Consider the following 26,582-nt stretch of genomic DNA (forward strand, 5'->3'; position numbering starts at 1 on the left):
TTGAATCCCCCTTTGAAAATTCTATGATAAGGGGGTGTTAGTCGGTCATTTATTCCGTCATTTTATTTTCTCTAAAAGAGCTGGGGCTTTGATTCGCAGAATCTCCTGGCTTTCGTTGATTGGAATCTCGATCAGTGTGACAGCCTTTCTTGTCGTTCTTTTTGTGATGAACGGGATGAATGCGTCTATTAAAAAACGCATTTTAGGACTAGAGCCTCATCTTTACGTTCAGGCTTCAGGAATTTCTACGGCGGCAGGTCTTGAAGCGCATCCTGTGTTTCAGCGCTTGAAGGAAGAGCCCGAAAACAAAGCCTACGTTTACGAAACCCAAGATGTGATCATTCGCAGTCAAGACGGCCAATTCCGCGGAGGTGTGGCACGGGGGGTGACGAAGGACAGTCTCGGGTACTTCATCGAACAGCTTCAAAAAATGGAAAAAAAGAATCAAGACAAAGATTCTCCTGCGTATTTCTGGGATCCTCATGATGTGCCAGAGACCGGTGAAGTGATCATGGGTGTTGATTTGGCACAGTCTCTAGGCGTTTTTGAAGGCGATTATGTGACGTTGGTGGCGCCGTCGGGTTTGTTATTGCCTCCTGGAGAAACACCTAAGTTTGAAAGAGTTAAAATCAAACGTATCGTGACGACGAGTCTTCCGGACGTGGATTCGCAGTATATCTTTTATCAAAGAGAGAAGACTTTAAATTCTTTAGTCAATGAAGGTATGCGCAAGCTGGGTATTGAAGTGTGGCTCGCGGACGAAAGCAAAGTTGAAAGCGTGAAAGAAGATCTGCTTAAGTTTTCTGACGTGAGTGTGGAAACGTGGATGGATCGCAACTCAGCCTTGTTGTATGCGCTTAAATTGGAAAAACTGACTATTGGAACATTTTTGGGACTTGCAGGAATTATCGCGGCAAGTTCTATTTTAACGGTGTTGGCTCTTTTGTTGTCTCAGAAAAGAAGAGACATTGCGATTTTGCGCACGATTGGTTTTTCAGGGAAACAAACGGTACGTACGTTCACGCTTTTGGGATTTCTTTTAGCATCCGTGGGAGTTTTAACCGGGGTGATCGTCGGAACGGGATTGAGTCTTTATATTCAAGCTCATCCGCTCAAATTAATTTCGTCTGAAATTTATTACGATCCATCCTTGCCAGCCCTGGTCGATTACAGCCTGGTTTTTGGTGTCTTAGTCGTCAGTGCTTTGATTGCGTGGTTTGGTTCTTATCTTCCGGCAAGAACCGCATCGGAAGTAAAACCTTCCGATGCTCTTAGAATGAAATAATTAAACGCTTACTTGATAGTCGCGAAGAGCGTCTGTCAAAGATGTCTTTAGATCTGTGCTTGGTTTTCTTTTTCCAATGATCAACGCACAAGGTACGCCGTATTTTCCTGCTGCAAAATCTTTCATTTGTGTTCCAGGAATCACAACACAGTTGGCAGGCACGCGACCTTTGTATTCAACAGGAGAAGAGCCTGTAACATCGATAATTTTTGTACTGGCTGTGATAGTCACGCCTGCGCCAAGAACCGCCCCTTCTTCAATCACCGCGCCTTCAACAACGATGCAACGGCTGCCGATAAAGGCATTATCTTCGACAATCACAGGACTTGCTTGCACAGGTTCAAGAACGCCACCGATACCGACACCGCCAGAAAGATGCACGTTTTTACCAATCTGCGCGCAAGAGCCGACTGTCGCCCATGTGTCGACCATTGTGCCCGAGCCCACGTAAGCACCGATGTTCACGTAAGAAGGCATGAGGATCGCACCTTTTTCAATAAACGAACCTTTACGAGCTAAAGCATGCGGAACAACGCGCACGCCATCTTCTTCGCTCCATTGTTTGACAGGGATTTTATCAAAATAAGTAAAATCGCCGGCTTTCATCACGTCCATTTTCTGAATGCGGAAGTAAAGCAAGATCGCTTTTTTAATCCATTCGTGAGTGATCCAGCCTTCGGATTTTTTTTCGCAGACACGCAAGCGTCCTGCATCCAAACCTTCAATTGTTTCAAAAACGGCTTTCAGTTCATTCGTAGTAAGTAAGTCGACGGTCTTTCCGCCTTGAACGTCTGAATAGATTTGATTCACTTCATTTTGCATAAACTCTCCTACAGAAAACTATTTTTCTAAAACTTTGAGGGATTCCATGATGGCAGGAACATGGATTTCGATGATCTTCTCTGCAGAAAGACCTCTTTCGATTTCGTATGTCAGTGTTGGCATATTGCGCTCAATCCCCGTGTAAGTGCCAAGGCAGCCTGGAGTAGGGTATCCAATGTCGTCATCAATTTTGTAACCCGTTCTTTGTGCCAAGACCTCAGCGACAGGGCGGCAGTTTCCGTTCATGTTTAAAACCGGATGCCATGAGTGCAAAGATAAAATGAAAACAGGTTTTTTTGTTTCTAGGTAAGTCATTAAACCTTTGTTTTCATTTTCGCTGCCTGCAGAAGGTCCTGGGTGATAGCGTGGAGTTTTTACTTCAGGCGACCAATCTTTAGTTGGCATGTTGCGATTGAGATCCACACCGTTGCCATTGCCACGAGTTTTGAAAATCACACCTTCAAAGTTAAACTGCGGAACCAAAGTTAGATTTAATTTGTAGGGAAAAGACTCCATGAATCTTTTTAGAAGTTCTTGGGATGCGATGACCCCTTCAATTTCGTCTCCGTGAACACCGCCCAGGATAAGAACTTCCGGGCCTCCGTTTGCAAATTCATAGGCAATGACCGGCATGCCTTTAGAAGTGTAAGTAAAAATAGAAGTTTTCATGACAAAGTATCCTTCTTGCGCCATGATGTTAGCAGAGGTCGGTATGGAATACATCAACAATGAGTTATGCCTAGGTCCGTTAAAGAAAGCGCTCTTACCTTTGTGTGCAAACTATATGCGGCCTATTTACGTTTATGACCTCGATTTTATCTCGCAAAGATACCAAGCGATGAAAAAAGCTTTGGGAAGTACGCGTCTTTTCTATGCCGTGAAAGCAAATCCCAATGTGGAAATCCTGCAACATCTCAAAAAATTAGGGGCTGGGGCGGATGTTGTTTCTTTAGGTGAAATCAAACGTGTCTTAGAGAGCGGTTTTACAGTTCAAGATATCGTCTATAGCGGTGTCGGAAAAACTCGCCATGAGATCACGGAAGCTTTGAAGCTTGGCATTTATCAAATCAATGTGGAAAGTTTGCCGGAACTAGAACGCATTGGAATCATTGCTCGGGAGCTCGGAAAAAAGGCTTCGGTGGTTTTGCGCCTGAATCCTGATATTGATATTAAAACTCATCCGTATATTGCGACCGGTCTAAAAGACAATAAGTTTGGAATGGAGCTGTCGCTGATTCCGGAACTTATCCAATGCTTGCAAAAGCATACGGGCTCGATCGATCTTGTCGGCGTGAGCTTGCATTTGGGTTCTATGATGATGGAGTTTTCAGGTTATCAAGAAGCTCTGAAAACTTTAAAAACGATCTTTGTCGATTTGCAAAAAAAGTTTCCTACATTAAAGCGCTTTGATTTTGGCGGAGGCGTTGGGATTTTCTATGATCGCTTGGATCTGGAGCTTGAAGAAAGTCTTTTGCGTGATTATGCGAAAATCACTTTAGATACTTTAAGCGACTTAAACTGTGAATTGCAAAGCGAGCCGGGGCGCTGGGTTGTAGGTCATTGTGGCGTTTTGATTACTCAAGTGCAGTACATTAAAAAGACATCAGCGAAGACTTTTGTGGTCGTTGATTCGGGGATGAATCATTTGATTCGTCCTTCATTATACGAAGCCGATCATATGATCAGGCCGCTCGTAAAAAAATCGGAAAGCATCAAAGCCGATATTGTGGGACCTATTTGTGAGTCTGCAGATTTTTTTGCTAAAGATAGAACTCTGACAAGTATCTCTGAAGGTGATTTTGTCGCCGTGATGGATGCGGGTGCCTATGGATATTCCATGGCGAGCATCTACAATCTTCAGGAACTGCCGTTAGAGATTTGTATTTAGTTATAACGCTCTAAAGCCCAACGCAATTGCAGTTCAATAAAATCAGTCATATTGATTTTTGCTTCGGCAAGTTGCTGAGGAATAAAAGAAGCCTTTGTGAGTCCCGGAAGAGTGTTGGTCTCTAAATAAATAATTTCATCATTTGCACAAAGAATCACATCAGTTCTGGTGTAACCATAGCAGTTCAGCGCCTTGTGTGCCTTCATGGAAACTTCTTGCAAGGCCTTCATTTGCTCAGGCTTTACTTCTGCTGGAGTGATTTCAGTGGAACCCTGACCCAGGTATTTTCCGCTGTAGTCAAAGTTACGTCCGGACTGCATGATCACTTCGGAAGCCGGTAAGGCTTGGTGGCCTTGCGGTGTTTGCAGAATTCCGATGGTGCATTCGCGACCGACGATAAATTTTTCTGCCAAATACGGAGTTTCTGGTTTTTTAGAAATTTCTTTGATCGCGTTTTCTAAAACAGATTCGCTATCAACAATAAATAAACCAATGCTAGAACCATTCGCTGTCGGCTTTAAAACGATTTTTGAATGGCGTTTGAAAAATGCACGAAGAGCTTCAAAGCTTTCTGCCGATTTTGGATTTACGGAAAGTTCGTCGGTCGTTTTAATTCCCGCGGCAGCAACGGTTTTCTTTGCGCGCACTTTATCAAAACAGTCACGGCTGGCCTGAGATCCCGAGCCTGTGAACGGGATGCGGAATTCTTCAAGTAGGGCCTGCATCTCTCCATTTTCACCTTCAGTGCCGTGAAAGCCCATAAAGACGATATGGTTTTTTAACGAAGGCATCGCTTCTTTTAAAGTCGAAGCGATTTGTGTTCCTGCCTTCGGAGAGAATTCTTGAGTGAAAGCATCGGCGTGCTGAAGAAGATCCGCTTTTTGAATTTCATGAACGCTTCCGGATTTTGTTAGGAACCAGATTTTCGTAAATCCATATTGCTGACACAAGTTCTGTGCTGAAGCCGTTGAAACCAATCTTTCATCTGAAGAGCCACCAAAGAAGAGAACTGTGTTTTGCATATTATAAATCTACCACGCGGAATTCATCCGCTTTAACAGGTTTTAAAATTCGATGAGCCACCTCTGTAAAGTGCACAGAGTGGTCTGTTGTCATAATATCAATATGACGATTTTCATTGGACGTGTTTTTTCCTAAACGCCCTTGGGTGAAATCGTGATTAAGCCATCTTGCGATCGCTTCGCCGGAATCCACAAGCTCAATGGAGGAGCCCGTCACACGCGCGATGGAATTTTTTAAGATCGGGTAGTGCGTGCAACCCAGAATCAAAGTATCGATATGGTTTTGTAAAAGGGGACTGAGGTAGCGGAATACAATCAAATTCGTTACCGGATCTGAATCCCAACCTTCTTCCGCCAACGGTACAAAAAGAGGACAAGCCTGATCAAAGACTTGCGCCTTGGAGTTCATCTCCATGATTTTTTTTGTATAAGCTTGGCTGTTGATCGTAGCTCTCGTTCCCAGAACACCGATGCGACCCGTGGGAGAAACCTCTAAAGCTCTTTGTGAGCCGGGTTCGATCACATTGTAAATAGGAAGGCCATCGAACTCGTGCTCTGTCAGTTGGCTTGAGGCCGTATTACAGGCAATGACGATGGCTTTGACATTTTGTTTTTCGAGAAACTGAATATTCTGTTCGGAATATTTGCGAATTGTCTGTGGAGACTTCGACCCATAGGGAAGGCGAGCGGTGTCCCCCAAGTAAAGAAAATTTTCTTGGGGGAATTGCAAAGCAAGTTCTTTGAGAACGGTGAGACCACCGATCCCAGAATCAAACACGCCGATGGGTCGAGAATCTGAATTCGACATTCTTAAATTCTTACCCCGTGCGCACGAGACTCGGCAACACCATTCGCTGACATCTCCATAAAGAGAGCTTTCTCACGAATTTCAGCAATAGTAGTCGCGTTAACGTAGCTCATTCCAGAGCGAATTCCGCCCGCAACTTCAAGGATCACATCTTTCACGTGTCCTTTAACATTCACCTGAGTGGATTCTCCCTCTGGAGCCATTCCTTCTGGAACGCCACCGCGCCAAGAATCTTGAGCAGAACGAGAAGCCATTCCACGGTATTGTTTTTTACCGTTTTTGATTTCTCCCGGAGTTTCAATAGTTCCTGAAAGCATGCTTCCAAGCATCACTGTGCTTGCGCCTGCTGCGAAAGCTTTCACCATATCGCCTGATGTACGGATACCACCGTCGGCGATCACAGGCACACCATAGCTGTCTGCGATTTCAGCGCAAAGAGCGATCGCTGTTAATTGCGGAACTCCGCAACCTGTGATGATACGAGTTGTGCACATAGAACCAGGACCGATACCCACTTTGATTGCGTCAGCACCAGCTTCAATCAAATCGCGAGCGGCGTCTGGAGTGGCCATGTTTCCGGCGATGATTTCAACTTGTGGATAAGTGTCTTTAAGCCATTTCAAAGTTTCCATCATTTGGATGGAATGTCCGTGAGCGATGTCGATCGTGATCAAGTTTACACCCGCATCAATCAAAGATTTTGCGCGCGTCTTAAATTCTTCGCCAACACCGACACTTGCAGAAATATTTTTTACGCCTGCTTCTTTCAAGCGGCGAGCTTGAGAGGCTTGTTCTTCTGTCGTGATGAAACGGTGAAGGATGCCAATACCGCCCAACTGATTCATTGCCAACGCCATGTCGTATTCAGTGACCGTGTCCATGTTGGCGCTGATGATCGGCATCTCGATAGAGATTTTTTTCGTCAATTTAGAAGTAAGATGTGGATCACGACGAGAACGGATGTCTGAACGTGCAGGAGTGATAAGGACGTCGTCGAAAGTCAGACCGCGACCACGATTTTTAATATCTTTCCAATTAAACATGAGCGTCATGTTTTCTTACCTCGCTTCTATAAATATTGAACAAAATATGAGTTGAAACCAAAAGCAAATAAGTGTCCAGCGCTGACAAGACAAGACTTGCCAGCGGTGTTTTCCAAATCAGGCGATACGAATCAAAAAACGAAGACAGAATCACCGGAATAAAAAGATGGAAAAGTAAAAACACTCCGAGAATTTTACCCCAGTTATGACGAACAATCGATGCTGATTTTTTAAGCGCATCTTCTTTGCCTTCGTCGTATTTTTGAGAAGAGGTCACAACTAGGGGAACAAGGCTGTATTCAAGAAACTTCCAGATTCCCGGAATAATAAAAAGCAGTGACCAAAGAAGAGTTTTTCCCCAAGATCTGAGAGTCTCAATGTAAATCTGATTCAGATTCTTTCCTAAAAATTCCCCTAAAGACTTTGTCCAGCCCGTGAGGGTATTTAGAGAGTAAAGAGCCACGGCCGTGAGAATCACCGGAAAAAGAATGCTCGAGATGATCGAAAGAAAACCAAAGAAGTAAACCTGATTTTGGGCTCCGTTTGGGTCTCTGAGTGCATTTTCGATATGAAGATTCAGGTACTGGTCTATGTTGCTCGACAGAACGACCAGGGCGAACAGAGGTAGGAATACTTTTTTAAAAACCTGTAGGTTTTCGGCGAAAAAATTCACTTAAGTATTTAGATCGTGAAACCAGAGGGGAGTCAAGCGGACTCTTGCCAAGAATCAAAGCTAATTTAAACCGATAAGCGGCATAATACTAATAGGAGGCCGTTATGGGGCTTCGGATGATGGTCACGGGTGCAAGTGGCACTATGGGCCAAGAGTTAGTAAAGCTTTTAGACAAGTCGGGGGCTGATTTTATTGCGGCTTCACGCTCTTTAAATCGTCTTCCTGTCGGAATACGCGGTTTGCAGTTGAATTATGACAGCGTTCCTCTTCTAGAGCAGGCCTTCCGGGATATTGATGTCCTTTTCTTTTTACAGCCTTTTGCTGAAAATATGGTCCCACAAGCGACAAATGTTTTTCGCGCCGCTCGCTCTGCAGGAGTGCAATTTGTGTTGAGAGTTTCGGGTTTTGGTGCTTCCGCCTCTTCGCCGTATTTGTATCAGCGTGTGCAAGGCGAGGTGGATGAGCTTTTAAAAAACAGTGGTTTAAAATACTGTCTTCTTCGTCCTAATATTTTTATGCAAAGTTTTGTGACTCCATGGGGAGAAGCTCTTCGTCAGGGCATTCTTTATTTACCTCAAGGGGAAGGCCGAACTTCCTTCTTGCATGCCAAAGATGCAGCTGAAGTCGCCGCACGAATTCTTTTAGATCCTTTGCGTTTTCATAAATTCTCTGTGGATCTAACAGGGGAGCGGGCTCTGTCAAATGCCGAAGCGGTCTCTTTGATTTCTTATGAAGTGCAACGACGAGTGTGTTACGTGCCTGTGACGGAAGATGTCGCGATTAAGTCCATGCAGAAATCAGGAATTGAACCTTGGGATATTGATTTGATGATGAGTATCCACCGTGCTGTTAAGGACGGAAAAACGGACGAGGTCTCAGAGTCATTTCGTCAATTGATGAACCGAGATCCTCGTCGCTTTGAGGATTTTATTAAAGAGTCGCGAGACGCTTGGATTCCGCCTACGCCTGTTTTGGAACCACCGCTACTGTAAGACGGCTGATGCACACCAGCTTTTGATCTTCGGTGAAGATTTTAATTTCCCACACTTGTGTTGTGCGCCCCACGTGAATCGGTGAAGCCTTGCCAAGCACTTTTCCGGATCTGACAGCACGAATATGATTCGCATTAATATCCAACCCCATGCACTGATGAGTGGCGGGAGCATAAAGAGACGCACCAATGCTTCCAAGAGTTTCTGCTAACACCACGGAGGCTCCGCCGTGCAGGATTCCGAAAACTTGATGAGTTCTATGATCGACAGGCATTTCGGCCTCAAGAAGACCGTCCTCAACGCGCGTCAGTCGAATGCCTAAATGTTCGACCATGGTGTTTTTGCTCAGAGAGTTTAATTCTTCGACGCTGGTTTTTTTCATACGAATTTCCATACAATGTCCTCGATTCCCCTTGTATGATGGTAAGAGAATTCCTGTGGGTCAAGAATCTCTTCAGAGAGGAACTATGAAAACGGATTTAGCAGCAGTGACAAAACCTCTTTTACGCGGGCACTTTCATCAGGCGGCTTTCTTTTTTGCTTTGGGAGCCTGTGCCATGTTGATTGCCGCAAGTCATGATGTCACAGCCGTTATTGCGAATATTATTTATTCATTAAGTCTTGCCGGACTATTTGGCATCAGTGCTCTTTATCATCGACCGCAGTGGCAACCGGAAGCTCGCATGTGGATGCGCCGTTTGGATCATGCTGCCATATTTATTTTGATTGCAGGGACGGGGACTCCAATTGCGCTGTTGGCAATTCCCCGAGAATCGGGAAATAGATTTCTTACAATCATTTGGATTGCGGCAGCGATTGGCGTGATTCAATCTCTTTTCTGGGTAAAAGCTCCAAAGTGGTTGGCCGCTATTTTGTATATTATTATGGGATGGCTGGCTGTGCCTTATATGTCTGAGATTAAGAATGCGTTAGGACAGGGAAGTGTCACAGCTCTTTTGATCGGCGGAGTTATTTATACTTTGGGAGCTTTGGTTTATGCGTTTAAGCGTCCTAATCCCGCGCCGCGAGTTTTTGGTTATCACGAGATCTTTCATCTTCTTGTGATTGTCGCGGCCGCTTTTCATTTTGTCGTGATTGCCGGTCTTGTGATGAGATAAGGCTGAAGAACGGAGCTGATTCGGTTTGTAAGATGGCGCTCAATATTTTTTTCATTAAGAAAACCAAACTGAAAAATCGAACCTTGGACAAGAGCTTCTAACGTCATTGCCAGATCTTCTGCATCAAGGCCCGCTTTCAATTCGCGATTGGCAATAGCCTCTTGAATGAGACGATAAAAAATACGGCGCGTTTCTGCAAAGTAAGACGCCACTTTTTTTCTGACTTTAGGATCTTCGGCCTCCGTTCCAAGCCAGCGCAAATGTTCTCCCAATCTTTTTGAATCCACACTTTTTGAGATAAGGCGAAGAAATCCGAAAATACCCTGAAGGCCATTGAGTTCAGAAACTTTGGCGGTATTCATCTTTTCCATATTCTCGTCCCATTTCCGATTTCGGGCTAAATAGGCGAGATGTTTTTTTGTTTTAAAGCGCTTCACAAGGGCTGCCGGAGAAAGACCCGTGGCCTTTGAAATCTGCTCAAAAGTAAATGACTCAAATCCTTCACTGGAAATGATCTCAAAGGCTATTAACAATATATCAGAATCACTGACTTTTTTCGGTCTACCCATATTTCTAGATAGTAAATGACTATTCACTTATTATCAAGAAGGAGGTATCTTATGGCCATTCATCCCTATGTTATCGAATCCACGTCTGCCGGTGAAAGAAGTTATGATGTTTACTCAAGACTGCTTAAAGACCGTATTGTTATTTTAGGCACTGCGATCAATGATGAAGTTGCAAACTCCATCGTGGCGCAGCTTTTGTTTTTAGAGGTCAATGATCCAGAAAGAGACATTCATCTTTATATTAATTCTCCCGGAGGTTCTGTTTCTGCGGGGCTTGCAATTTACGATGTCATGCAATTTGTGAAGTGTGATGTGGCGACTTATTGTCTGGGAATGGCGGCGAGCATGGGATCTTTGCTTTTAACGGCGGGAACCACGGGAAAACGTTTTTCGATGCCGAACAGTCGTATTTTACTTCATCAGCCGCATTTAGGTGACGGCGGTATCGGTGGGCAAGTGACAGATATTGAAATACACGCGAAAGAACTTGTTCGTTCTAAGCGACTTGTAACGGGGATTTATTCAAAACATTCCGGAAAAGACATGAAGTATCTGGAAAAAACCATGGAGCGGGATTATTATCTCAATGCAGAAGAGGCGAAAAATTTTGGTTTGATAGATCATATTGTGCAGCCTCGCAAAGGAATCAATGGCATCAGGTGAGATCCGAAAAATCGCGGTGGTTGGAAATGCAGGAGGTGGAAAGACTACCCTCAGCCGCCGTCTTGCGCGCGTTCATGATCTTCCTTTAACTCATGTCGATGCCATTCAGTTTGTGGCGGGAATGCAGATTCGTCCGCATCGAGATTCCATTCAAAGGCTTAATGAAATTCAAGGACAGCCTTCTTGGATTATTGATGGATACGGACCTTTGGATATTATCGAAAAACGTTTTCAAGCTTCGGACCGAGTGGTGTTTATTGATTTTCCGTTGTGGCGCCATTACTGGTGGTGCACGAAAAGACAGATTCAAAACTTATGGTCGAAAAGAGAAGAGCTGCCGGAAGGTTGCAATGAACTTACGTGGGCGCATACGGTGAAGCTTTATAAAACTTTATGGCGTGTGCACAAGTTGATGAGACCTGAGCTTCTGAGAATTTTTGCCCGTGAGAATTTAAAAGGTAAAGTCGTCTATGTGCGAACTTTGAAAGACTGGAAGCGTCTTTCAAAGTCCGGTGTTTCTTAATTACAAGCAGTTTGCTTCATCATAAGAAGCATCACCATCCTGGTCGTCTTGGCCAGAATAAATGTCAGTCACTGTGCATTTGCCATTTACGATTTTCAAAGAAACTCCTGTAAGGCTGCTGCCGTCACCGAATTGGATTTCTTCAACACTTGGATCTTGTTTTAATTTACAAGCCCAGATCAAAGACATGTTTTGTTTAAATTCCTGCAAAGACATTTCCGCATATTTTGCCGCTTCTTTTTCTGCAAACTTGGCGCATTTGAGATTTGCTGAGGCGAAAGCGAAGTTCGCAGACATGAAAGTAGTAAGAACGAGAACGATGGTTTTCATATTCACTCCTGAATTTGTTTTTTAGAAATGAGAACTCTTTTATATTTTCACCGGCATTTTGGCTACTACATTGGTGCAAACTAAATATTCGTTTTGAGCATGGTAATATCTGCAATATGATGGGGTCATGATCGACTCTCAGGGGCTTTATGTGCAGGCAGATGGTAGCAATGGAGACTCCGCTCATAGAACGGGCTTAGTCTGTGCCTTGTATTGTCTTTTGGGTGAATCTGAAAAAGCTGAGGCTCTCTGTTCTACGATGATCCGCGAGTTGGAAGTTCAGCCCGGTGTTTATCGTCGGTCTTCTTATGGCGACACGTGGGATACGAACCCTCGTTGTTTTAGTCGCGATCAAGCAAGTCGCTTGGTTTTGGCATTCGCTCTTCTTGGCAAAAAACAAAAATTGAAAAGCTGGTTGTGGGCGATGTTTAAGCGCGGATTCTTTCATCAAAATAATTTAGATGATGAAACGGGTCGCTGGAAATTTCCTGATCTGATGGGGATCGGAGAGTGGAGCAATCTTATTCGCGGTCTTGGATGGTGGTGGGCTTATCCCTTGTTGGTTTTACTCGACCTCAATTTTATTGGAATGGTTTTTTTAAGAAAACCTTGGGATGGAGCAAGCCTGTACGTTCCTGATCTAAAATATGCGCAAATAAAATATCCCACGCCGACAGCGTGGTTTGCAGAAAAATTAAACTCGAAAGCGGATTGGTGTTCGGAAGCTCTCAGCAACCACGCAGCTGAAAATAATGGCTGCGTGGAATGTGGAGATCTGTTTGCAAAATTAGCGAAGGTCTAAAAATTCGCTGACAATGATAGCCGTGGCTTCAGGCATCTTGCTGCTTTCCGAAGTGGTCGCAGCGACTTCACCAATGTAATTTCCGTGAGTTCCCGGAAGTACAGCCAGGCGTCCGTGTTGAACTGTGCGTGACATTCTAAGAGCATGCTCAACAGTGATAGCATCTTGATCGCCAAGGAGAACTAAAGTCGGTGCGGTGATCGACTTGATTTCTTTTTCTGGAATATCTTTAAATCCCTGCATGCGGCGACTGTCTTGTAAGAAGAGTTGCTCTTGGTGTTTTGGATCGGGATTGATCTTGCGATCTGCGGCTAGCAACTCTTTTGGCATATTTGCCATCGAAGCTTTATTCATTCCATCCCAAAATCCTTTAAACATGCCGTCGCGACGATATTGCGCGGACGCGATCACGAGTTTGTTTACTTTGTGAGGAGCAAAGTGCGCGACTCTGAGGGCGATGGTTCCGCCATTGCTAAATCCCATAATGTCGGCTTTATCGATTTTCAAATAATCCAAAAGGGCTGCGGCATCATGAGCAGAATTGTCGAAAGTGAATGGACGGTCGATCGCAACAGTGTGTCCGTGTCCTTGCTCTTCCATAGCAATGATCTTACGGTGTTTTGCCACGAGAGGAATAAACTTCGCCCAGTTCGATTCAATTGTTGATCCACCTCCGTGAAGCAAAAGAAGCGGAATTGGATTTTTCAACTCTTCTGTTGGTTCATAGACTTCATAATAGAGCTTAAGTCCGTTTACGGGAGCGTAACCAGATTGCATTTTAACCTCCGCCGTCTTGGCTTGAAGTTTTGAAGAGTGGGCGCAGGCGCCTAGACCAAGAAGAGAAATGACGAGAAGAACTGTTGGGGTGAATTTCATGAAGCCTCCAAAAGAGAAAATTCAATGACTCTTCGAAGGCTTTGTCTATTTCCGACTCGTTGCTTCTATTTATTCGTCCAAAGTTAACGACCATAAAACGGTAAAGAAACTAATAAGGTCAAGGGGAGTGCGCCAGTAAGTCAAAGTTTTCCACATCGACACGCGTTTTACCAACTCATCAGTTGGCGATGAGTTGGTAGCGATCTTTTGAAAAGAGAGCATTTCGGGAATGAAGTACAGAAAGCTCCATCCTCTCATAACAATGTAGGAGCCTAAAGAGACCAGAATGAAAGTGCGACGGCTTGGGATGCGCCAGTTTAAAAATAAAGCGGCGAGAATAAACACTGTGATTAAAATATGAACCGGTATCCAGAATTTCTGAAGAGGAACACCCGTACCTTCTTGAATGAGCGTAAAGGAAGTTGGTGGTTGTAAACTCCATTGAGGATTGATGACGAAACCTTCATAAAAGCCCCCACCGACAGCCAAAGCCAATGAGAAGCCCGCAGCTACAAGTGATAGATTTGCCCAAAGCATGAAAATCTCCTTTTTTGAGATATCTTATTTTGCTAAGATAAATTTAGCAGATTTCTTATGTCCTTTTATAGGTTAAAATGTCAATATCTTGATTTAGTAAGATAATTTAGGGGTTACGATGTCTCAAAACAGAAAAGCTAAGAGCAATTCCGCGAAGGTTTTAGCGATAGGTCCTGAATTAAGCACAGCAACCATTCTTTTTCACGAGACCGTCGCAAGCAGGTTGGATCTCAACGCGACAGATATGAAATGTCTGACGTTTATAAACTCTTCGAAGACATCAGTGACAGCCGGCGACGTCGCCCAATTCACGCGCCTTACGACGGGAGCCGTGACGGGAATCTTAAACCGCCTTGAGAAAGCTAAATTGATTGCGAGAGCTCAGGATAAAGAGGATCGCAGAAAAGTGATCCTGGTACCTAACGAGGCGGCTTTTAAAAAGATCAAACCGCTTTATCAGTCATTTGCAAAATCAATGGAAAAGCTGGTGAGCGACTATTCCGAAGAAGACCTCGGAATAGTCGCCGATTTTTTAAAAAGAGTGACAGAAATCCTTGAGCTAGAAGCTTCTAGATTGAGAGAGTAAACCTATCGCGCGCTTCCACGTGCAATGCCGAGACGGTCTTCGTAGGCATTGAGAACTTTCACGAAGGCGGGACGTTCTTCGCAACGAAGACGATATTTGTCGATGTTTGGGTATTTTTCTAAGACCTCTGTTTTGCGAAGTTCGCGCAATACACCCGTAAATGCGATATCTGCGACAGTAAAATCAGCACCGGTAATAAACGGTTGATTCTTTAACATGTCGTCGATGGTCCCAAAGAAGCGCTCAAGGATGCTGACGTTCCAGGGGCGTTGTCCCTTCATGTGAGGATTTGAATCTCCAAGAAGATCCGCGAAGAAAATCGGCAGAGCAAAGGGCTCAATATTATTAAGCGACGTGATCAACCAACGATAAACTTGCGCTCGGCCTTTAAGATCTGATGGAATTAGTTTTCCTGATTTTTCTGCAAGATAAAGAAGAATCGCACCTGATTCTGTGAGAATGTATCCATCATCATCAATCGTCGGAACTTGTTTGAAAGGATTGATTTCACCATACCAGATTTCGTCTTGAAGGCCATTGGGTCCACAATCAAGCCCGACAGTTTCATAGGAAATCCCGCACTCTTCCAAAGCCCACATCGCACGGATGTCACGCGTGTATCCCCAAAGAAACGGGGGCAGTGATTTGAAAACATAAACCTTCATACAAAACCTCATCATCCTGATAATTGTGGGAATGTTTAAAGAATATACTTTTTAAATCAAGTTTCCAGAAGCGCTGAGTTAAGCAAAGGAAGAGATAGTGCCCCTTGCTTGACGATTATCGAACCGCCATTCTGGAGAGCTTAGCTCTGAATTGAGCTGACCACTTTATGCGCCGCAGGAGCGTGGACGAACTCGAATCAGAAGCGCACATAGAACATTGTCTTTCGTGATGAGGTTTTGTTAAAGCTATCCCATGGGTTTTGCGGTTAAATGTTACTTCACCGAATCAACAGCGGCTCCAGACAGTGTGGGCCTTGCAAGTTTTCTGAAGGCCTCGGGTTCCCGTCCAGGGATTACACTGGGCTTATGGGAAGATGTAGACGAACAATCACTTCGTAGGATCGTAGATAAATTTTCTAAATTAAATCTAAGCCCACCAACCGTATTTTCTTATGGAGTCGCAACATTTCCAACCGATCCAGCGCACGCATTCTTGGGGATCGCGCCTACTAAATCCCTTTTGGATTTTCATCGAAAACTCCATGAAGTCGATGACAAATTAACCAAGTGTTGTTCTGAATATTATCTTCCAGGAAATTGGATTCCGCACAGTACTTTGGCGATAAGATGCCCACGATCTGATTTAGGAAAAATCGTAGAAAAATGTCTGGAGCATGAAACCAGAATTGAAGCAAAAATTGGAAGTATCGGAATTGTCGAAACTGGAACTGCTCGCCAAATATTTGAAGTTTCACTTTAAAGACTCCGAAAATAGCAAGGCACCATTCCTTCTCTCTTGCGCGAGTTCCGCAGCAACCAAAGAGCAACGCAAGAACGATGAAAAAACATCGAACCCAAAAATTCCAATCGAAGTGACAATTAAAAAAGAGCGAGGACTGTCTGAAGTGCAAGAGAGAAGGAATGGTGCCCCGGGCCGGAATTGAACCGGCACGCCCCTGTAAAGGAAGCCCAGGATTTTAAGTCCTGTGCGTCTACCAATTTCGCCACCGGGGCACGCGAAAGACAACTTGAACATTTCTTGTCACAAAGGTCAATAGCAGACCCTGTGAGTTAGTAACGCTATTTGGAAATTGCTAAAATAATCAGCAAATTAGTGAGTTTTCATTAACTTAATTTTTTCTCAAACTCTTCAATGTCTGACGGAATAGAACTTTCGATTTTTAAAAATTCCTGAGTGAATGGGTGAGTAAACTCCAGACTCAAAGCATGTAACATAAGCCTTGGTGCCTGCGGAGTTTGTGGAGACGGGTAGATGTCATCACCAAAAATTCCTAAGCCCGCTTCGGCAAGGTGGACACGAATCTGATGCATGCGACCTGAAAGAGGTTTGGCTTCGATCAAAAGACCTTTTTTAAATGTCTGAAGTTTTCGAAACAAAGTGTGGGCTTTGTCTCCACCAGACCGAACCGACTTCATCTTCATTTTTTTTAAAATCGGATCGCGCACTTCCGCTAAATGATTTTGCACTTCCCATTGCTCAGGACACTTGTGGAGTTTTGTGAGGCAGATGTAGGTCTTCTGAATTCGATGTTTCTTAAACATCTCGGCCAATGGTTCGTTGGCGATTTTGTTTTTCGTGAAAATCATCACGCCGGAGGTGTCGCGGTCCAAACGGTGGTGAAGACCCAAGTAAAAATCTTTGCCGCGTTCTTCTTGCAGTTGTTTTTTTAATTGTGTGAAAAAATCAGGGCGTCGTTTGTCGACAGTGGGCTGCGAAGGAAGACCTGAAGGTTTCTCCGCAGCTATAAAGTATTCGTCCTCAAAGAGGATAGGAAACGTCATCTTATCTTTTATTGATCATGCAGAATTCGAGATTGTCATTGATGTACTGACGTTGCTCATCGAGTTCTTTTTCAGTGATACGGAAATCAGACATTTTGCAGTTGTAGTTCGTAACGACTTCGTGAATCGCTTGAACTTCGTCTGGAGTCATATTGAGTCTCCAGATCAATTTCACTGTCAGCCAGTTTTTTACGTATTGGCAACGATAAGAAAGTTCCGGAGGAAGATAGCCCTCAGGACCGCGATCACCTTTTGCCATGTTTTGATGAGACTCTGCAGAGATCAAGTGATCTTTGTAGCCCATGTAGTTCGCGTACAGGCAGCGTGTTTTATAGTCCCATTTGAAGGCACCAGAAAGGTAAGCATTCTTAAGTGGAACCAGGTGATCGATTTGAATTTGACGGGAAGATGTCAGCTCTTGATTTGTGTAGTTGTCATACCAGCGACCGGCTTCAACAACGCATTTTTTGTCGTTGCGATAAGTGACTTCATCTTCACTGTCACGAACAAGAACTTTCGCACGCGTATTCATGCAAGTGTCGTCAGTGGGATCGTTGATCCAGCGGCCGAAATGAAGTTTGCGGATGTAGTCTTCTTGAGGAAGAGGACGTTGCTCTTCGTGCAAAGACCACTTCAAAAGATTGATCACAAGTTTTTTCGCAAGTTGAACAAATTGGTGAGTGCCAAGATCTGGGGAGAAATCGGTGTAAGTGTAAGACTTTGCAGCGGCAGCACCACCAGAAGGTCTTTCGTCGACAGTGTAGTATTCACTAAAAGTTTTTTGAGGTTTTGACGGAGCTGTTGTTGCTTGCGCGGTCTCGGCAAAAGCCTTTGCCGTCAACAGTGTCATGATCAGAATCATGGCCTTTAAGTGTTTCATTCTCGGTCCCCCTCCGCGAATCGGACACATATAACCACTAAGTCGGGGATTTGTTCAACAAAACAATATGTCAGGATTTTGTTGTTTTTACATGCTGAGCGTTAAGTGCCTTATAACAGGCTTATTTGCTCAATACTTACTCAGAATTAATATCTACTTTGGTGCATAATATTATTCGCGTGAAGAATATATAGGGTCCGGCTCATATATTGCTGCGCTCGGGCAAAAGAGTGCTTGTATCCCATCCATTGTTCGCTAAGCTTAAAGACATCCGACATATACTTAAGGAGAACATCTATGAATTTCAAAATGATCGTTTTGGCTTCTGCAGCGGCACTTATGATGGGCGCGTGTGCTCACTCAACTCATTCTCATGAAGGTTGCAAATGCGGAGCTCACAAAGAAGCTAAAAAAGAGTGCAAAGGCGGCGAATGCGCTTTGGATAAGAAATGTGCTGATTGTGAAAAGGCAGAAAACGCACCTGCTAAATAGTCCGCGCTTTCAATTTGAATTTTTAAAACCCCTGAGAAATCAGGGGTTTTTTATTTTTATCAACTCAGTCTGTGTTTGTTTTTTGTTAGGACTTAATCAGTTGATTAAAACGTTTGATTAAATCAAATGTTTAAATTACGTTTTGCCAATGAATCAAATAACAGAGCTCAGTCCCGAAGAATTGGGACCACGGCAAAAAATTATCGAAGCCGCCACCGTGCTTTTCGCCAATGAAGGTCTGCACGGAACCAGCACTCGCGATATCGCCAAAGAATCCGGAATGAACTTGAGTCTTATCAGCTACTATTTTGGTGGCAAGGAAAGCCTCTATCGTACGGTCATTCAAGAGTTCGTCTTGCACGTGTTTTCAAAAATTGAAACCGTCGTTAATGAATTTGAACAAACCGAGGTGTGTGCGGAAAGCATTCATCGCGCGTTGGATTCATTGATCGAAACCTTGATCGACATGCGTGTGGCGAATCCTCATATCGCAAAGATCATGACTCGCGAAAAGCTTTCGGGGCTTCCGTTCTCTCGCGAGATTCATGAAACCATGATGACTACTGCGGGAGAAAAATTAGAAACCATCATCGCTCGCGGCCAACAGGCTGGAGTGGTGAAAGAAAAAATCAATCCGCGCTTTTTCCTGATTTGTTTGGTGGAAAGTGTGATGGGTTATTTCAATATGCTCGATTGCAATTGCTCGTGGAATAAAGGGCTTTATGCAATGCCGGAGCATCGACAAGAATTTAAAAATCAAATTTCAATGTTGTATTTAGAAGGGATCTTAAAATGAAAAAGGGAGCCGTAATAGGTCTTATTTTGGCGTGGCAATCCCCATCTTTTGCGATGACTTTGCAAGAGTACTTAAAAGCTGTTGAAGCGAATAATAAATCTGTGCAGGCATTGCAGGTTTCTACCGAAGCGGTCGAACTGGCGAAAGAGGCCGGTGACGTTGAGCTTGTTCCCATTCTAACGGCGGAAGCAGGTTATATCAATGACAAAAGTCCTTTAAGTCAGTTTGCGCTTTTGGGTTCTACGGAAACGAAGACAACAAGTTATTCGTTAGGGCTTGGGAAGAAGTTTTCGACGGGTACTATGGCGAGTATCACTGCGAGCACTTATGAAATTGAAAATACTGGAATTCAAGGGCCCCAAGCTGGGACTTTGCAAAAATTTGGTGTGGGTTCATTGGGAGTAGGTTTAAGTCAATCACTCTGGAAAGATTTTTTTGGAAATGCCACTCGTCTTCGTTGGGACCGTCAAGAGGCTTCTACTGCGGCAGCGGCAGGTCGCTTTGATTTGCAAAAGAAGTTATTATTGGTAAATGCGGAAGCCGCTTACTGGGATTATATTTATGCAAATGACAATCTCAAAATCAGCCAAGCATCTTTAGAGAGAGCTCGTCGTATCGAAGCTTGGACACGCCGTCGCGTGAACGATGGAATCAGTGATCGCGCGGATCTGCTATCCGCTCAAGCATTGGTGTCCGCTCGTCAGTTGCAGTTGATTTCTGCCGAAGACGATATGGCTGCTGCAAAAAGAAACATCCGTGATTTTTTAGAGTATAAAGATGATAAGGCACTTCCTGAAATTACAGGAAATATTTCTGAACGTCGTTCGTTAACTTCGATGGTCGACGGCGGTGGAAGCGGTGGTCGTCGGGTTATGGCTCTCGATGCTTATCTCGCATCATTAGATGCGAAAGCTAAATCTTTGGAAGCTCGTGAGACAGAAGATCAGCTTCGTCCAGACCTAGTTTTGTCAGGGTCGTACAATACGAATGCTGTTGAAAAGGATATGCCGGAGGCTACTCAAAATTGGACAGACACTGAACGTCCGACGACAAAAGTAGGATTAAAGCTCACGTACCCATTCGACATGGGACCTAAAAACGCAGCTCGCGAAGCTTCTCGCAAAGCGGCTCTCGCTTCGAAGCTGCAAAGCGAACGTAAAATGCTTGAAAGCGAAAGTTCGTGGATTGAACTCAATCGCCGTTACTCAGAAATGAGTAAGCGTATTGAAGCCGCGACGGAAATTTCTCGTTTGCAATCGGCGGCGGCGAAAGCTCAAACAGACTTATTCAACAAAGGTCGCTCGATCACAGCGAATGTGATTACGGCCGAAGAAGACGCGGGCACAGCAGAATTGAATTTAAGCAAATTGAAATCTGAACAAAGAAAGATGGAGGCTCAAGGACGATTGTTTATCGTTGTTGAGGAGAAGTAACCATGAATTTACCAAGTCTGTCTATTCGACGACCGATTTTTATCTCTTGTATTGTCATCTTGATGTTGATTCTGGGGGCTTTCTCTTTAAGGAAAATGCCTGTGGATATGTTCCCGGACGTGACCTTTCCGGTCTTGTTCGTGCAGGTGACTTATCCTGGAGCTTCGCCTCTGGATTTGGAAAAACAAGTTTCAAAACTGATCGAAGATGAAGTCGGAAGTATTTCCGGTCTTAAAACGTTAACGTCCAACAATCTGGACGGCGTTGCCGTTATCATTCTTGAGTTTCAATTAGGAACGGACATCAAAGAGGTCGAGCAAGAGGTGCGTAACCGTATCGGGAATATCCGTCGTGATCTTCCCACAGATATTTACGAGCCTGTGATTCGCCGTTTTGACCCTGCCGATCAGCCGATTGTAACACTAGCAATCACATCTGAAATGGACGACGGAAAAGCGTACGATCTTGCCAATGAAGTTATCAAGCCGCAGTTTGAACGTATTAAAGACGTTGGACAAGTGGACATCTTTGGTGGTCGCAAGCAAGAGATCCACGTTCTTGTCGATAAAAACAAACTGCAAGATCGCAAAATCTCAATGCTTCAAGTGTCGCAACGTATTTTGGATACTTCAAAAGACATCCCAATTGGAAAAATTGAAAATCCAAAAGCGGAAACAACTCTTCGTACAAACGGGGAGTTTGATTCCTTAAAACAGATCGCTGAAGTGAACGTGAATTTCGTGGGTTCGGATAAAGCGGTTTTGGTGCAAGACGTGGGTCGCGTGGTGCGCAGTCTTGAAGATCAAAAAACAATGGGTCGTATCAAGGGACAAAAAGCTCTTTTGATGAACGTGTACAAGCAGCGTGGCGCAAACACAGTCGCGGTTGCTGAGAACGTAAAAAAGAACATTGAAAAAGTGAACCTGATGTTAAAAGAAAAAAACATCCAAGGTCACGTAACGATGGTGCGTGATACGTCTCGTCCTATTCAGATGAACGTTTACGACGTTAAAGAATCTATCATCATCGGTATTATTCTTTGCGTGATCGTGGTGTTCTTCTTCCTGGGTTCTGCGCGTTCGACATTTATTACGGCCATGGCGCTTCCGAACTCATTGCTGGGTGGTTTCGTGATCATGTATGCGATGGGTTTTACGATCAACTTGATGACTCTTTTGGCCCTTTCGTTGGCAGTAGGTCTTTTGATCGATGATGCGATCGTGGTGCGGGAAAATATCTTCCGTCACTTGGAAATGGGTAAGAAACCAAAAGACGCCGCTTTGGATGGAACTAAAGAGGTGGCCATGGCCGTTATCGCGACAACATTGGTTGTGATCGCGGTGTTTGGTCCGATTTCTTTCCTACAAGGTATCGTTGGACAATTCTTTAAACAGTTCGGTTTAACGGTCGTATTTACGATGTTGATCTCGTTGTTTGACGCCTTTACGGTGGCGCCGATGCTTTCAGCCTACATGGCTCACCCGAATGAACACAACAAAGGTGATGGCATTGTGGGCCGTATGCTGGCGGGCTTTGATCGCTTCCAGACATGGCTTGAAGATATTTACGAAGGCGCATTGAAATACACTTTGCACAACCCGAAGAAAATTCTTCTGGCGGGAACTTTGATCTTCTTTGGATCTTTGGTGACGATTGCGTTTATTCCTAAAACATTCTTACCGTCTCCGGATAACGGCGAGTTCATGGTGAATATCGAGTTGCCAGTGGGTTCTTCTTTGATGGCAACAAGTACGTTCACGGAAAAGATCGAAAAGATTTTCGATAATGACAAAGCGGTTGATATGGTTCTTGCGATTGTCGGGAATGCCAACAATGAAGCGAATAAGTCTTCTTTGTTCGTGCGTCTGGTTGAAAGAAAAAATCGCAGTATGTCGACAACGGATTATAAAGAAACTCTTCGTAAAAAACTTGCGGAGTTTGAAGGTCAAGCCATTGTGGCTCTTGGTGATATTGATGCCGTGAACTCAGGTCAAAAGCCTTTGAACGTCAATATTCAAGGGGAAAACTTAGAAGAGCTCAATGCCTACGCTGTGAAACTTGTTGAAAGAATGAAGAAGATTCCAGGTCTGGTTGACGTCGATACAAACTTCCGTTCTGGAAAACCGGAGTTCCACGTCGTGTTTGATCGTAAGAAATCAGAAGCGCTTGGAGTTTCAACAGTCACAGCCGGCGGGGAGCTCCGTAACCGCACCGAAGGTAATGAGCAAACAATCTTCCGCGAAAACGGAATCGATTACAAAGTGCGTGTGCGCTTTGAAGAAATGTTCCGTGACTTAAGAACCCAGTTTGCATCGACACTTGTACCCAATGCGAACTTCAACATGATTCCTCTTTCGCGTATTGCGCAAGGAGAAGAAGCGTTTGGTTACTCGCAGATCAATCGTCAAAACAAAGGCCGCTATATCCAAATTTCTGGAAACTTAGCTAAGGGCGGTGCTTTGGGAACGATTTCGGCAGAGATTGAAAAGATCATCAAACAAGAACTTCCACCTCCGCAAGGAGTTGATTACAAGTTCCAAGGTCAAGCCGATGACTTTAAAGAGTTGATCGAAAACATGTTGCTAGCGATTTTCTTAGGTGTCACATTCATCTATCTTGTTCTTGCAAGCTTGTACGAAAGTTTCATCACGCCATTTGCGATCTTACTGGCATTGCCACTGGCCATGACGGGAGCTTTCTTGGGCTTGTTGATCTTTGGTAAGACGATCGATATCTTCTCGCTCATTGGTATCGTGCTTCTCTTGGGGGTTGTGGCGAAGAACTCGATCCTTCTTGTGGACTACACGAACCATTTGATCCATGAAGGTTTAGACAGAAATACGGCGTTGTTGAAAGCTTGTCGCACGCGTCTTCGTCCGATCTTGATGACGTCCTTGGCTTTGATTGCGGGTATGATTCCTATTGCGATTGGTCTGAACGAAGCTTCAGCGATGAGAACGTCCATGGGTATTGCGATCATCGGCGGTCTAGTGAGTTCAACATTGCTGACACTTTTGATCGTGCCAGCAGCGTTCGGATTTATTGAAGACTTCAAAATGTGGTTCCGCGCAAAACTTGCGAAGATCACAGGTTATCAAGCTTAAGAGTAAACTCCACGGAAGCTCCGGATTTCCGTGAGCTTTTCTTCAAAGGAAGTCCAGTCGTCATTTTCGGCGATGGGCTTCCAAATATTTTCCAACTCATCAATTAAAAGAGAACAGGCTTTCGGCTGCTTGAAATAAGCATGCTGTGCTTTTTCTTCCGATGCGACCTCAAAACATTCCAGTGTGTCTTTTAACTTTGCGAAAGATTCTTTCTGATAAAGTTCTCCTTGCGGAGAGCGAGCTAAGCGCTCGCGAATGCCACCCGAGTGCAGATCAAACATCGTTTGTTCAAAAAGACATTTTTCTTTTTCCATAAATTGGAAAAGATGACTGACAAGATCGACGTTGAGTTCTTGAATCGCGGCCGGGTCCTGCATGGGATTTCGCAAATTCAAACGCTTTAAAAGTTCTTGATGAATTTCATAGTTAAAATCATCAGCGAAGCCTTCAAGCAATTCATCCAGTGGCAAATCAGGGTAAGCCACCTTCAAAGCGCCACCCAGTTGATACAAATTCCAAAGAACGCTGGCAGGCTGACGACCGAATGAATAAAGACCTGAATGGTCAAAGTAAGCCGCCGTGAAATTTGGATCATAAGTCGGAAGAAAACGATAAGGGCCGTAGTCGAAACTTTCTCCGGTGATGTTCATATTGTCGGTGTTTAAGACGCCATGAACGAATCCTGCCATCATCCATGAAGCGACCAACTTGGCCAATCTTTGTGAAACCGTTTGTAAGAATAAGGCAGCCTGTTCTTGATCCTGATGATTTTCAAGAGTCGGGTAGAAGTGCTTCACGCAATACGCTAATAATTTTTTGATATTTTCAGGTTGCTGCAAGAACGCAAGTCTTTGAAAAGTTCCAAAGCGGATATGACTATGACTTAAGCGAACTAGAACTCCAGCGCGAGTCGGTGAAGGTTCGTCGTGTCTCTCAAGACTTTCTCCTGTTTCAAAAACGGAAAAAGTTTTGCTTGTGTTCACTCCATAGGATTCTAAAAGTTCGGTGGCAAGAATTTCGCGGAAAGCTCCCTTAAGAGTCAATCGGCCATCGCCATTGCGAGAGTAGGGTGTTTGTCCGCTTCCTTTAGTGCCTAAATCTAAAAGGCGATCTTGTGTTTGAAACTGTGCAAATAAAAATCCGCGACCGTCGCCGAGTTGTGGATTGTAGGTCTGGAATTGATGGCCGTGGTAACGAAGTGCCAAAGGTGTTTTGATATTTTCCGGTACCGCTTCAAAGGCCCAGAAGTGTTTTTGCCACTGCTCAGCAGTTAGGTTGTCCAAGCCGATTTGCTTTGCCGCCGCCTGGTTGCGATAGCGTAAAATAGCTTCTGGAAAACGTGCAGCTGCGACTTCATCGTAGAAATCAGGGCCTAATTCGTAAATGGGGAGAGTATTTGTTAATGACACTCCTTTTTATGGAACTAAGTTCACGGAAACGCAATATGAGTTTTCCCTAGTTGACAATTACTTGCATTTAGAAGAAAACAGAGTTTCAAAGGTGGTATCTCGTGGACGAACGTATCCTTTCCGAGCCTTCTGCTCCCGCAAAAGTTGAAACTCACTGCTGTGATGTGGATCACTCGGCTCACGAAACTTTTGAAGCGCAAACGGATCGCTGGGATAAGCTCGGTATTTTTCTTTCAAGTCTTTGCGCGATTCATTGTTTGGCAACACCCTTGGTGGCGTTGGCGCTTCCTGTGATGGGTGAAGTATTTGAACAAGACTGGGTTCATGTCTTAATGGCGGTCTTTGTCATTCCTGTGGGTCTTTTTGCTTTCTGGTCTGGCTATAGACATCATCGCCAAGCCAAAGTCTTTGCTTTAGGCGTATTGGGTCTTTTGATGGTGGGAGGAGCTTCTGTCGCTCTTCACTCATGGGTTGAGTTCTTCGGGTACGACCTCGTGACTATCTTCGGCGGTTTGTTCCTTATCACGGCTCACGTTTTGAACCGTCGGGCTTGCCTGTGTCACGCTCATTAAACTTTTGTGATAGGCGTAGAGCACGGCTCCGCCTTTGATCAATGGCAGGATTTTTTGGCTGATCGCTTCTGATACTGCTGGGCATCCCCAGCTTCGTCCCATGCGCCCGTATTGCTCTAAAAAATCCATAGAAACGTAAGAAGCCCCGTGCATGACAATCGAACGTTCAAAAGCATTGTTGTTGGATTTTTCAAGTCCGTGCAAATACAAAGACTCGCCATGATTTCCTTCATAAGTGGAACCCGTGATGTAAAATCCTAAAGAGGATTTTTTAGAATCAATTTGATTAGAAAAACTGACGGCCTCGTCTTCGCCGCTATTCACGCCGTGAGCTACATAATATTTCTCAACAGTGCCTTTCTTCAGGTCCAGTAAATACAGACGGCGAGAGGATGAGGGTTTGGAGTAATCAATAATAACAGCATAGTTTTTATTGGCGATTTTCTTTGTCGTAGGTTCGTCATAAAGTTTTACTTTAAATTCTTTTTGATCGTTGATGTCGAGAAATTCAAAAGTTCTTTCAAGAGCTTCCTTCGGTACACCGGAGTCTTTGTAGAGATCGTAGAGCAGTTTCCCCTCGATCTTTTTCGTGTACCAAGAATCAGCAAAACACATAGACGTTGAAAGTAAGACGGCAAAACATACTAAAGATTTCATCCCCATTTCCCCCGCAAAATACAATATCAATGTCTATGCCGAGTACTTTAGTCCGTGTTGGCTGTCTAATTTCTTTGAAGCAATGGCTGTCAGCAGTGACGGCGACAGATCACGGCAGAAGTGCAGCAAAGTGTGGCACATCATGCAGCAACCTGGATCTTCTGCAAATTTACAATTGAAAACCAAATGAAAAGTAATAGTATCGGTAGTTGAGAATAAATTTTTTGGAGGCAA

Annotated in this window: 30 protein-coding genes, 1 tRNA gene and 1 pseudogene; 14 read left to right on the forward strand and 18 right to left on the reverse strand. The window is 44.2% G+C overall.

Annotation, left to right across the window (positions count from 1 at the left end):
• The first annotated feature begins 88 nt into the window (after nucleotides 1–88).
• On the forward strand, nucleotides 89–1,285 hold the full coding sequence (locus ACLSSO_RS08205) for an FtsX-like permease family protein (RefSeq protein ID WP_413944644.1): 1,197 nt from the start codon (nucleotides 89–91) through the stop codon (nucleotides 1,283–1,285).
• On the opposite strand, the gene ACLSSO_RS08210 is transcribed toward ACLSSO_RS08205, so the two are convergent.
• Together ACLSSO_RS08210 and ACLSSO_RS08215 are read right to left on the reverse strand one after the other, a co-directional pair.
• Nucleotides 1,286–2,107 (reverse strand): 2,3,4,5-tetrahydropyridine-2,6-dicarboxylate N-succinyltransferase, encoded by an 822-nt coding sequence (locus ACLSSO_RS08210; RefSeq protein ID WP_413944645.1) that lies wholly within the window; start codon nucleotides 2,105–2,107, stop codon nucleotides 1,286–1,288.
• Nucleotides 2,108–2,125: 18 nt separating this feature from the next.
• Complete coding sequence (locus ACLSSO_RS08215) at nucleotides 2,126–2,776, reverse strand: M14 family zinc carboxypeptidase (RefSeq protein WP_413944646.1); 651 nt, start codon at nucleotides 2,774–2,776, stop codon at nucleotides 2,126–2,128.
• Here ACLSSO_RS08215 and lysA point away from each other — a divergent pair.
• A complete protein-coding gene (lysA, locus tag ACLSSO_RS08220) occupies nucleotides 2,775–3,995 on the forward strand; it encodes a diaminopimelate decarboxylase (RefSeq protein ID WP_413944647.1) in 1,221 nt (406 codons plus the stop codon). The genes ACLSSO_RS08215 and lysA overlap by 2 nt on opposite strands.
• Here the strand turns inward: lysA and ACLSSO_RS08225 are convergent.
• Genes ACLSSO_RS08225 through ACLSSO_RS08240 form a run of 4 tightly spaced genes read right to left on the reverse strand, consistent with a single transcriptional unit; the run spans nucleotide 3,992 to nucleotide 7,541 of the window.
• Nucleotides 3,992–5,017, reverse strand: a complete 1,026-nt coding sequence (locus tag ACLSSO_RS08225; RefSeq protein WP_413944648.1) for an ATP-grasp domain-containing protein — start codon at nucleotides 5,015–5,017, stop codon at nucleotides 3,992–3,994. The two genes, lysA and ACLSSO_RS08225, sit on opposite strands and share 4 nt — an antisense overlap.
• Before the next feature lies 1 nt (nucleotide 5,018).
• On the reverse strand, nucleotides 5,019–5,825 hold the full coding sequence (gene murI / locus ACLSSO_RS08230) for a glutamate racemase (protein WP_413944649.1): 807 nt from the start codon (nucleotides 5,823–5,825) through the stop codon (nucleotides 5,019–5,021).
• Nucleotides 5,826–5,827: 2 nt separating this feature from the next.
• A complete protein-coding gene (locus ACLSSO_RS08235) occupies nucleotides 5,828–6,877 on the reverse strand; it encodes a guanosine monophosphate reductase (RefSeq protein ID WP_295905796.1) in 1,050 nt (349 codons plus the stop codon).
• Complete coding sequence (locus ACLSSO_RS08240) at nucleotides 6,861–7,541, reverse strand: hypothetical protein (protein WP_413944650.1); 681 nt, start codon at nucleotides 7,539–7,541, stop codon at nucleotides 6,861–6,863. The genes ACLSSO_RS08235 and ACLSSO_RS08240 overlap by 17 nt, the downstream gene beginning before the upstream one ends.
• A 104-nt stretch (nucleotides 7,542–7,645) precedes the next feature.
• Between ACLSSO_RS08240 and ACLSSO_RS08245 the strand changes: the two genes are divergently transcribed.
• Entirely contained in the window at nucleotides 7,646–8,533 is an 888-nt protein-coding gene (locus tag ACLSSO_RS08245) for an SDR family oxidoreductase (protein ID WP_413944651.1), read from the forward strand.
• On the opposite strand, the gene ACLSSO_RS08250 is transcribed toward ACLSSO_RS08245, so the two are convergent.
• The gene (locus tag ACLSSO_RS08250; protein ID WP_413944652.1) at nucleotides 8,502–8,927 is read right to left on the reverse strand and encodes a hotdog fold thioesterase; all 426 of its coding nucleotides are present in this window, start codon (nucleotides 8,925–8,927) and stop codon (nucleotides 8,502–8,504) included. The two genes, ACLSSO_RS08245 and ACLSSO_RS08250, sit on opposite strands and share 32 nt — an antisense overlap.
• A gap of 73 nt (nucleotides 8,928–9,000) precedes the next feature.
• Between ACLSSO_RS08250 and trhA the strand changes: the two genes are divergently transcribed.
• Nucleotides 9,001–9,651: a PAQR family membrane homeostasis protein TrhA gene (gene trhA, locus ACLSSO_RS08255; protein WP_413944653.1), complete on the forward strand. Its 651-nt coding sequence runs from the start codon at nucleotides 9,001–9,003 to the stop codon at nucleotides 9,649–9,651.
• On the opposite strand, the gene ACLSSO_RS08260 is transcribed toward trhA, so the two are convergent.
• Entirely contained in the window at nucleotides 9,615–10,022 is a 408-nt protein-coding gene (locus ACLSSO_RS08260) for a TetR family transcriptional regulator C-terminal domain-containing protein (protein ID WP_413944816.1), read from the reverse strand. The two genes, trhA and ACLSSO_RS08260, sit on opposite strands and share 37 nt — an antisense overlap.
• 48 nt (nucleotides 10,023–10,070) lie before the next feature.
• A pseudogene (locus tag ACLSSO_RS08265) lies at nucleotides 10,071–10,220 on the reverse strand (TetR family transcriptional regulator); the annotation flags it as partial.
• 51 nt (nucleotides 10,221–10,271) lie between these two features.
• Between ACLSSO_RS08265 and ACLSSO_RS08270 the strand changes: the two are divergent.
• The gene (locus ACLSSO_RS08270) at nucleotides 10,272–10,883 is read left to right on the forward strand and encodes an ATP-dependent Clp protease proteolytic subunit (RefSeq protein WP_413944654.1); all 612 of its coding nucleotides are present in this window, start codon (nucleotides 10,272–10,274) and stop codon (nucleotides 10,881–10,883) included.
• The gene (locus tag ACLSSO_RS08275) at nucleotides 10,870–11,406 is read left to right on the forward strand and encodes an adenylate kinase (RefSeq protein ID WP_413944655.1); all 537 of its coding nucleotides are present in this window, start codon (nucleotides 10,870–10,872) and stop codon (nucleotides 11,404–11,406) included. Before ACLSSO_RS08270 ends, ACLSSO_RS08275 begins: the two co-directional genes overlap by 14 nt.
• On the opposite strand, the gene ACLSSO_RS08280 is transcribed toward ACLSSO_RS08275, so the two are convergent.
• Nucleotides 11,407–11,736 carry a hypothetical protein gene (locus tag ACLSSO_RS08280; RefSeq protein ID WP_413944656.1) on the reverse strand — a complete coding sequence of 110 codons (330 nt, stop codon included), beginning with the start codon at nucleotides 11,734–11,736 and terminating at the stop codon, nucleotides 11,407–11,409.
• A gap of 127 nt (nucleotides 11,737–11,863) precedes the next feature.
• On the opposite strand from ACLSSO_RS08280, the gene ACLSSO_RS08285 reads away from it, so the two are divergent.
• Nucleotides 11,864–12,538 (forward strand): hypothetical protein, encoded by a 675-nt coding sequence (locus tag ACLSSO_RS08285; RefSeq protein ID WP_413944657.1) that lies wholly within the window; start codon nucleotides 11,864–11,866, stop codon nucleotides 12,536–12,538.
• Here the strand turns inward: ACLSSO_RS08285 and ACLSSO_RS08290 are convergent.
• Together ACLSSO_RS08290 and ACLSSO_RS08295 are read right to left on the reverse strand one after the other, a co-directional pair.
• A complete protein-coding gene (locus ACLSSO_RS08290) occupies nucleotides 12,524–13,414 on the reverse strand; it encodes an alpha/beta fold hydrolase (RefSeq protein ID WP_413944658.1) in 891 nt (296 codons plus the stop codon). The two genes, ACLSSO_RS08285 and ACLSSO_RS08290, sit on opposite strands and share 15 nt — an antisense overlap.
• A 69-nt stretch (nucleotides 13,415–13,483) precedes the next feature.
• Complete coding sequence (locus ACLSSO_RS08295) at nucleotides 13,484–13,951, reverse strand: transposase (protein ID WP_413944659.1); 468 nt, start codon at nucleotides 13,949–13,951, stop codon at nucleotides 13,484–13,486.
• Between the two features lie 118 nt (nucleotides 13,952–14,069).
• Between ACLSSO_RS08295 and ACLSSO_RS08300 the strand changes: the two genes are divergently transcribed.
• Nucleotides 14,070–14,537, forward strand: a complete 468-nt coding sequence (locus ACLSSO_RS08300; RefSeq protein ID WP_413944660.1) for a MarR family winged helix-turn-helix transcriptional regulator — start codon at nucleotides 14,070–14,072, stop codon at nucleotides 14,535–14,537.
• Between the two features lie 2 nt (nucleotides 14,538–14,539).
• Here the strand turns inward: ACLSSO_RS08300 and ACLSSO_RS08305 are convergent, their stop codons facing one another.
• Nucleotides 14,540–15,202: a glutathione S-transferase family protein gene (locus ACLSSO_RS08305; protein ID WP_413944661.1), complete on the reverse strand. Its 663-nt coding sequence runs from the start codon at nucleotides 15,200–15,202 to the stop codon at nucleotides 14,540–14,542.
• A 253-nt stretch (nucleotides 15,203–15,455) separates the two neighbouring features.
• Between ACLSSO_RS08305 and ACLSSO_RS08310 the strand changes: the two genes are divergently transcribed.
• A complete protein-coding gene (locus ACLSSO_RS08310; protein WP_413944662.1) occupies nucleotides 15,456–15,962 on the forward strand; it encodes a 2'-5' RNA ligase family protein in 507 nt (168 codons plus the stop codon).
• Nucleotides 15,963–16,124: 162 nt separating this feature from the next.
• On the opposite strand, the gene ACLSSO_RS08315 is transcribed toward ACLSSO_RS08310, so the two are convergent.
• The 3 genes from ACLSSO_RS08315 to ACLSSO_RS08325 form a co-directional block, all read right to left on the reverse strand.
• A tRNA-Leu gene (locus ACLSSO_RS08315) sits at nucleotides 16,125–16,216 on the reverse strand.
• A 111-nt stretch (nucleotides 16,217–16,327) separates the two neighbouring features.
• Complete coding sequence (locus ACLSSO_RS08320) at nucleotides 16,328–17,005, reverse strand: RluA family pseudouridine synthase (protein WP_413944663.1); 678 nt, start codon at nucleotides 17,003–17,005, stop codon at nucleotides 16,328–16,330.
• Nucleotide 17,006: 1 nt separating this feature from the next.
• A complete protein-coding gene (locus tag ACLSSO_RS08325; protein ID WP_295905561.1) occupies nucleotides 17,007–17,885 on the reverse strand; it encodes a DUF1524 domain-containing protein in 879 nt (292 codons plus the stop codon).
• A gap of 297 nt (nucleotides 17,886–18,182) precedes the next feature.
• Here ACLSSO_RS08325 and ACLSSO_RS08330 point away from each other — a divergent pair, with 297 nt between their 5' ends.
• The 4 genes from ACLSSO_RS08330 to ACLSSO_RS08345 all read left to right on the forward strand — a co-directional run bounded on the left by ACLSSO_RS08330 (nucleotide 18,183) and on the right by ACLSSO_RS08345 (nucleotide 23,710).
• Entirely contained in the window at nucleotides 18,183–18,377 is a 195-nt protein-coding gene (locus ACLSSO_RS08330; protein ID WP_413944664.1) for a hypothetical protein, read from the forward strand.
• 148 nt (nucleotides 18,378–18,525) lie between these two features.
• Nucleotides 18,526–19,173, forward strand: coding sequence for a TetR/AcrR family transcriptional regulator (locus ACLSSO_RS08335; protein WP_413944665.1), 648 nt, complete (start codon nucleotides 18,526–18,528; stop codon nucleotides 19,171–19,173).
• A complete protein-coding gene (locus tag ACLSSO_RS08340; RefSeq protein WP_413944666.1) occupies nucleotides 19,170–20,606 on the forward strand; it encodes a TolC family protein in 1,437 nt (478 codons plus the stop codon). The genes ACLSSO_RS08335 and ACLSSO_RS08340 overlap by 4 nt, the downstream gene beginning before the upstream one ends.
• 2 nt (nucleotides 20,607–20,608) lie before the next feature.
• Nucleotides 20,609–23,710: an efflux RND transporter permease subunit gene (locus ACLSSO_RS08345; RefSeq protein ID WP_413944667.1), complete on the forward strand. Its 3,102-nt coding sequence runs from the start codon at nucleotides 20,609–20,611 to the stop codon at nucleotides 23,708–23,710.
• Here ACLSSO_RS08345 and ACLSSO_RS08350 read toward each other — a convergent pair.
• On the reverse strand, nucleotides 23,707–25,119 hold the full coding sequence (locus ACLSSO_RS08350) for a protein adenylyltransferase SelO family protein (protein ID WP_413944668.1): 1,413 nt from the start codon (nucleotides 25,117–25,119) through the stop codon (nucleotides 23,707–23,709). The two genes, ACLSSO_RS08345 and ACLSSO_RS08350, sit on opposite strands and share 4 nt — an antisense overlap.
• 101 nt (nucleotides 25,120–25,220) lie before the next feature.
• Here ACLSSO_RS08350 and ACLSSO_RS08355 point away from each other — a divergent pair, with 101 nt between their 5' ends.
• Nucleotides 25,221–25,691 carry a MerC domain-containing protein gene (locus ACLSSO_RS08355; RefSeq protein ID WP_413944669.1) on the forward strand — a complete coding sequence of 157 codons (471 nt, stop codon included), beginning with the start codon at nucleotides 25,221–25,223 and terminating at the stop codon, nucleotides 25,689–25,691.
• Here ACLSSO_RS08355 and ACLSSO_RS08360 read toward each other — a convergent pair.
• A complete protein-coding gene (locus ACLSSO_RS08360) occupies nucleotides 25,584–26,348 on the reverse strand; it encodes a murein L,D-transpeptidase catalytic domain family protein (protein WP_413944670.1) in 765 nt (254 codons plus the stop codon). The genes ACLSSO_RS08355 and ACLSSO_RS08360 overlap by 108 nt on opposite strands.
• Nucleotides 26,349–26,582 lie beyond the last annotated feature (234 nt).

Source organism: Bdellovibrio sp. HCB-162 (genome assembly GCF_047344985.1).
Taxonomy (GTDB): Bacteria; Bdellovibrionota; Bdellovibrionia; order Bdellovibrionales; family Bdellovibrionaceae; genus Bdellovibrio.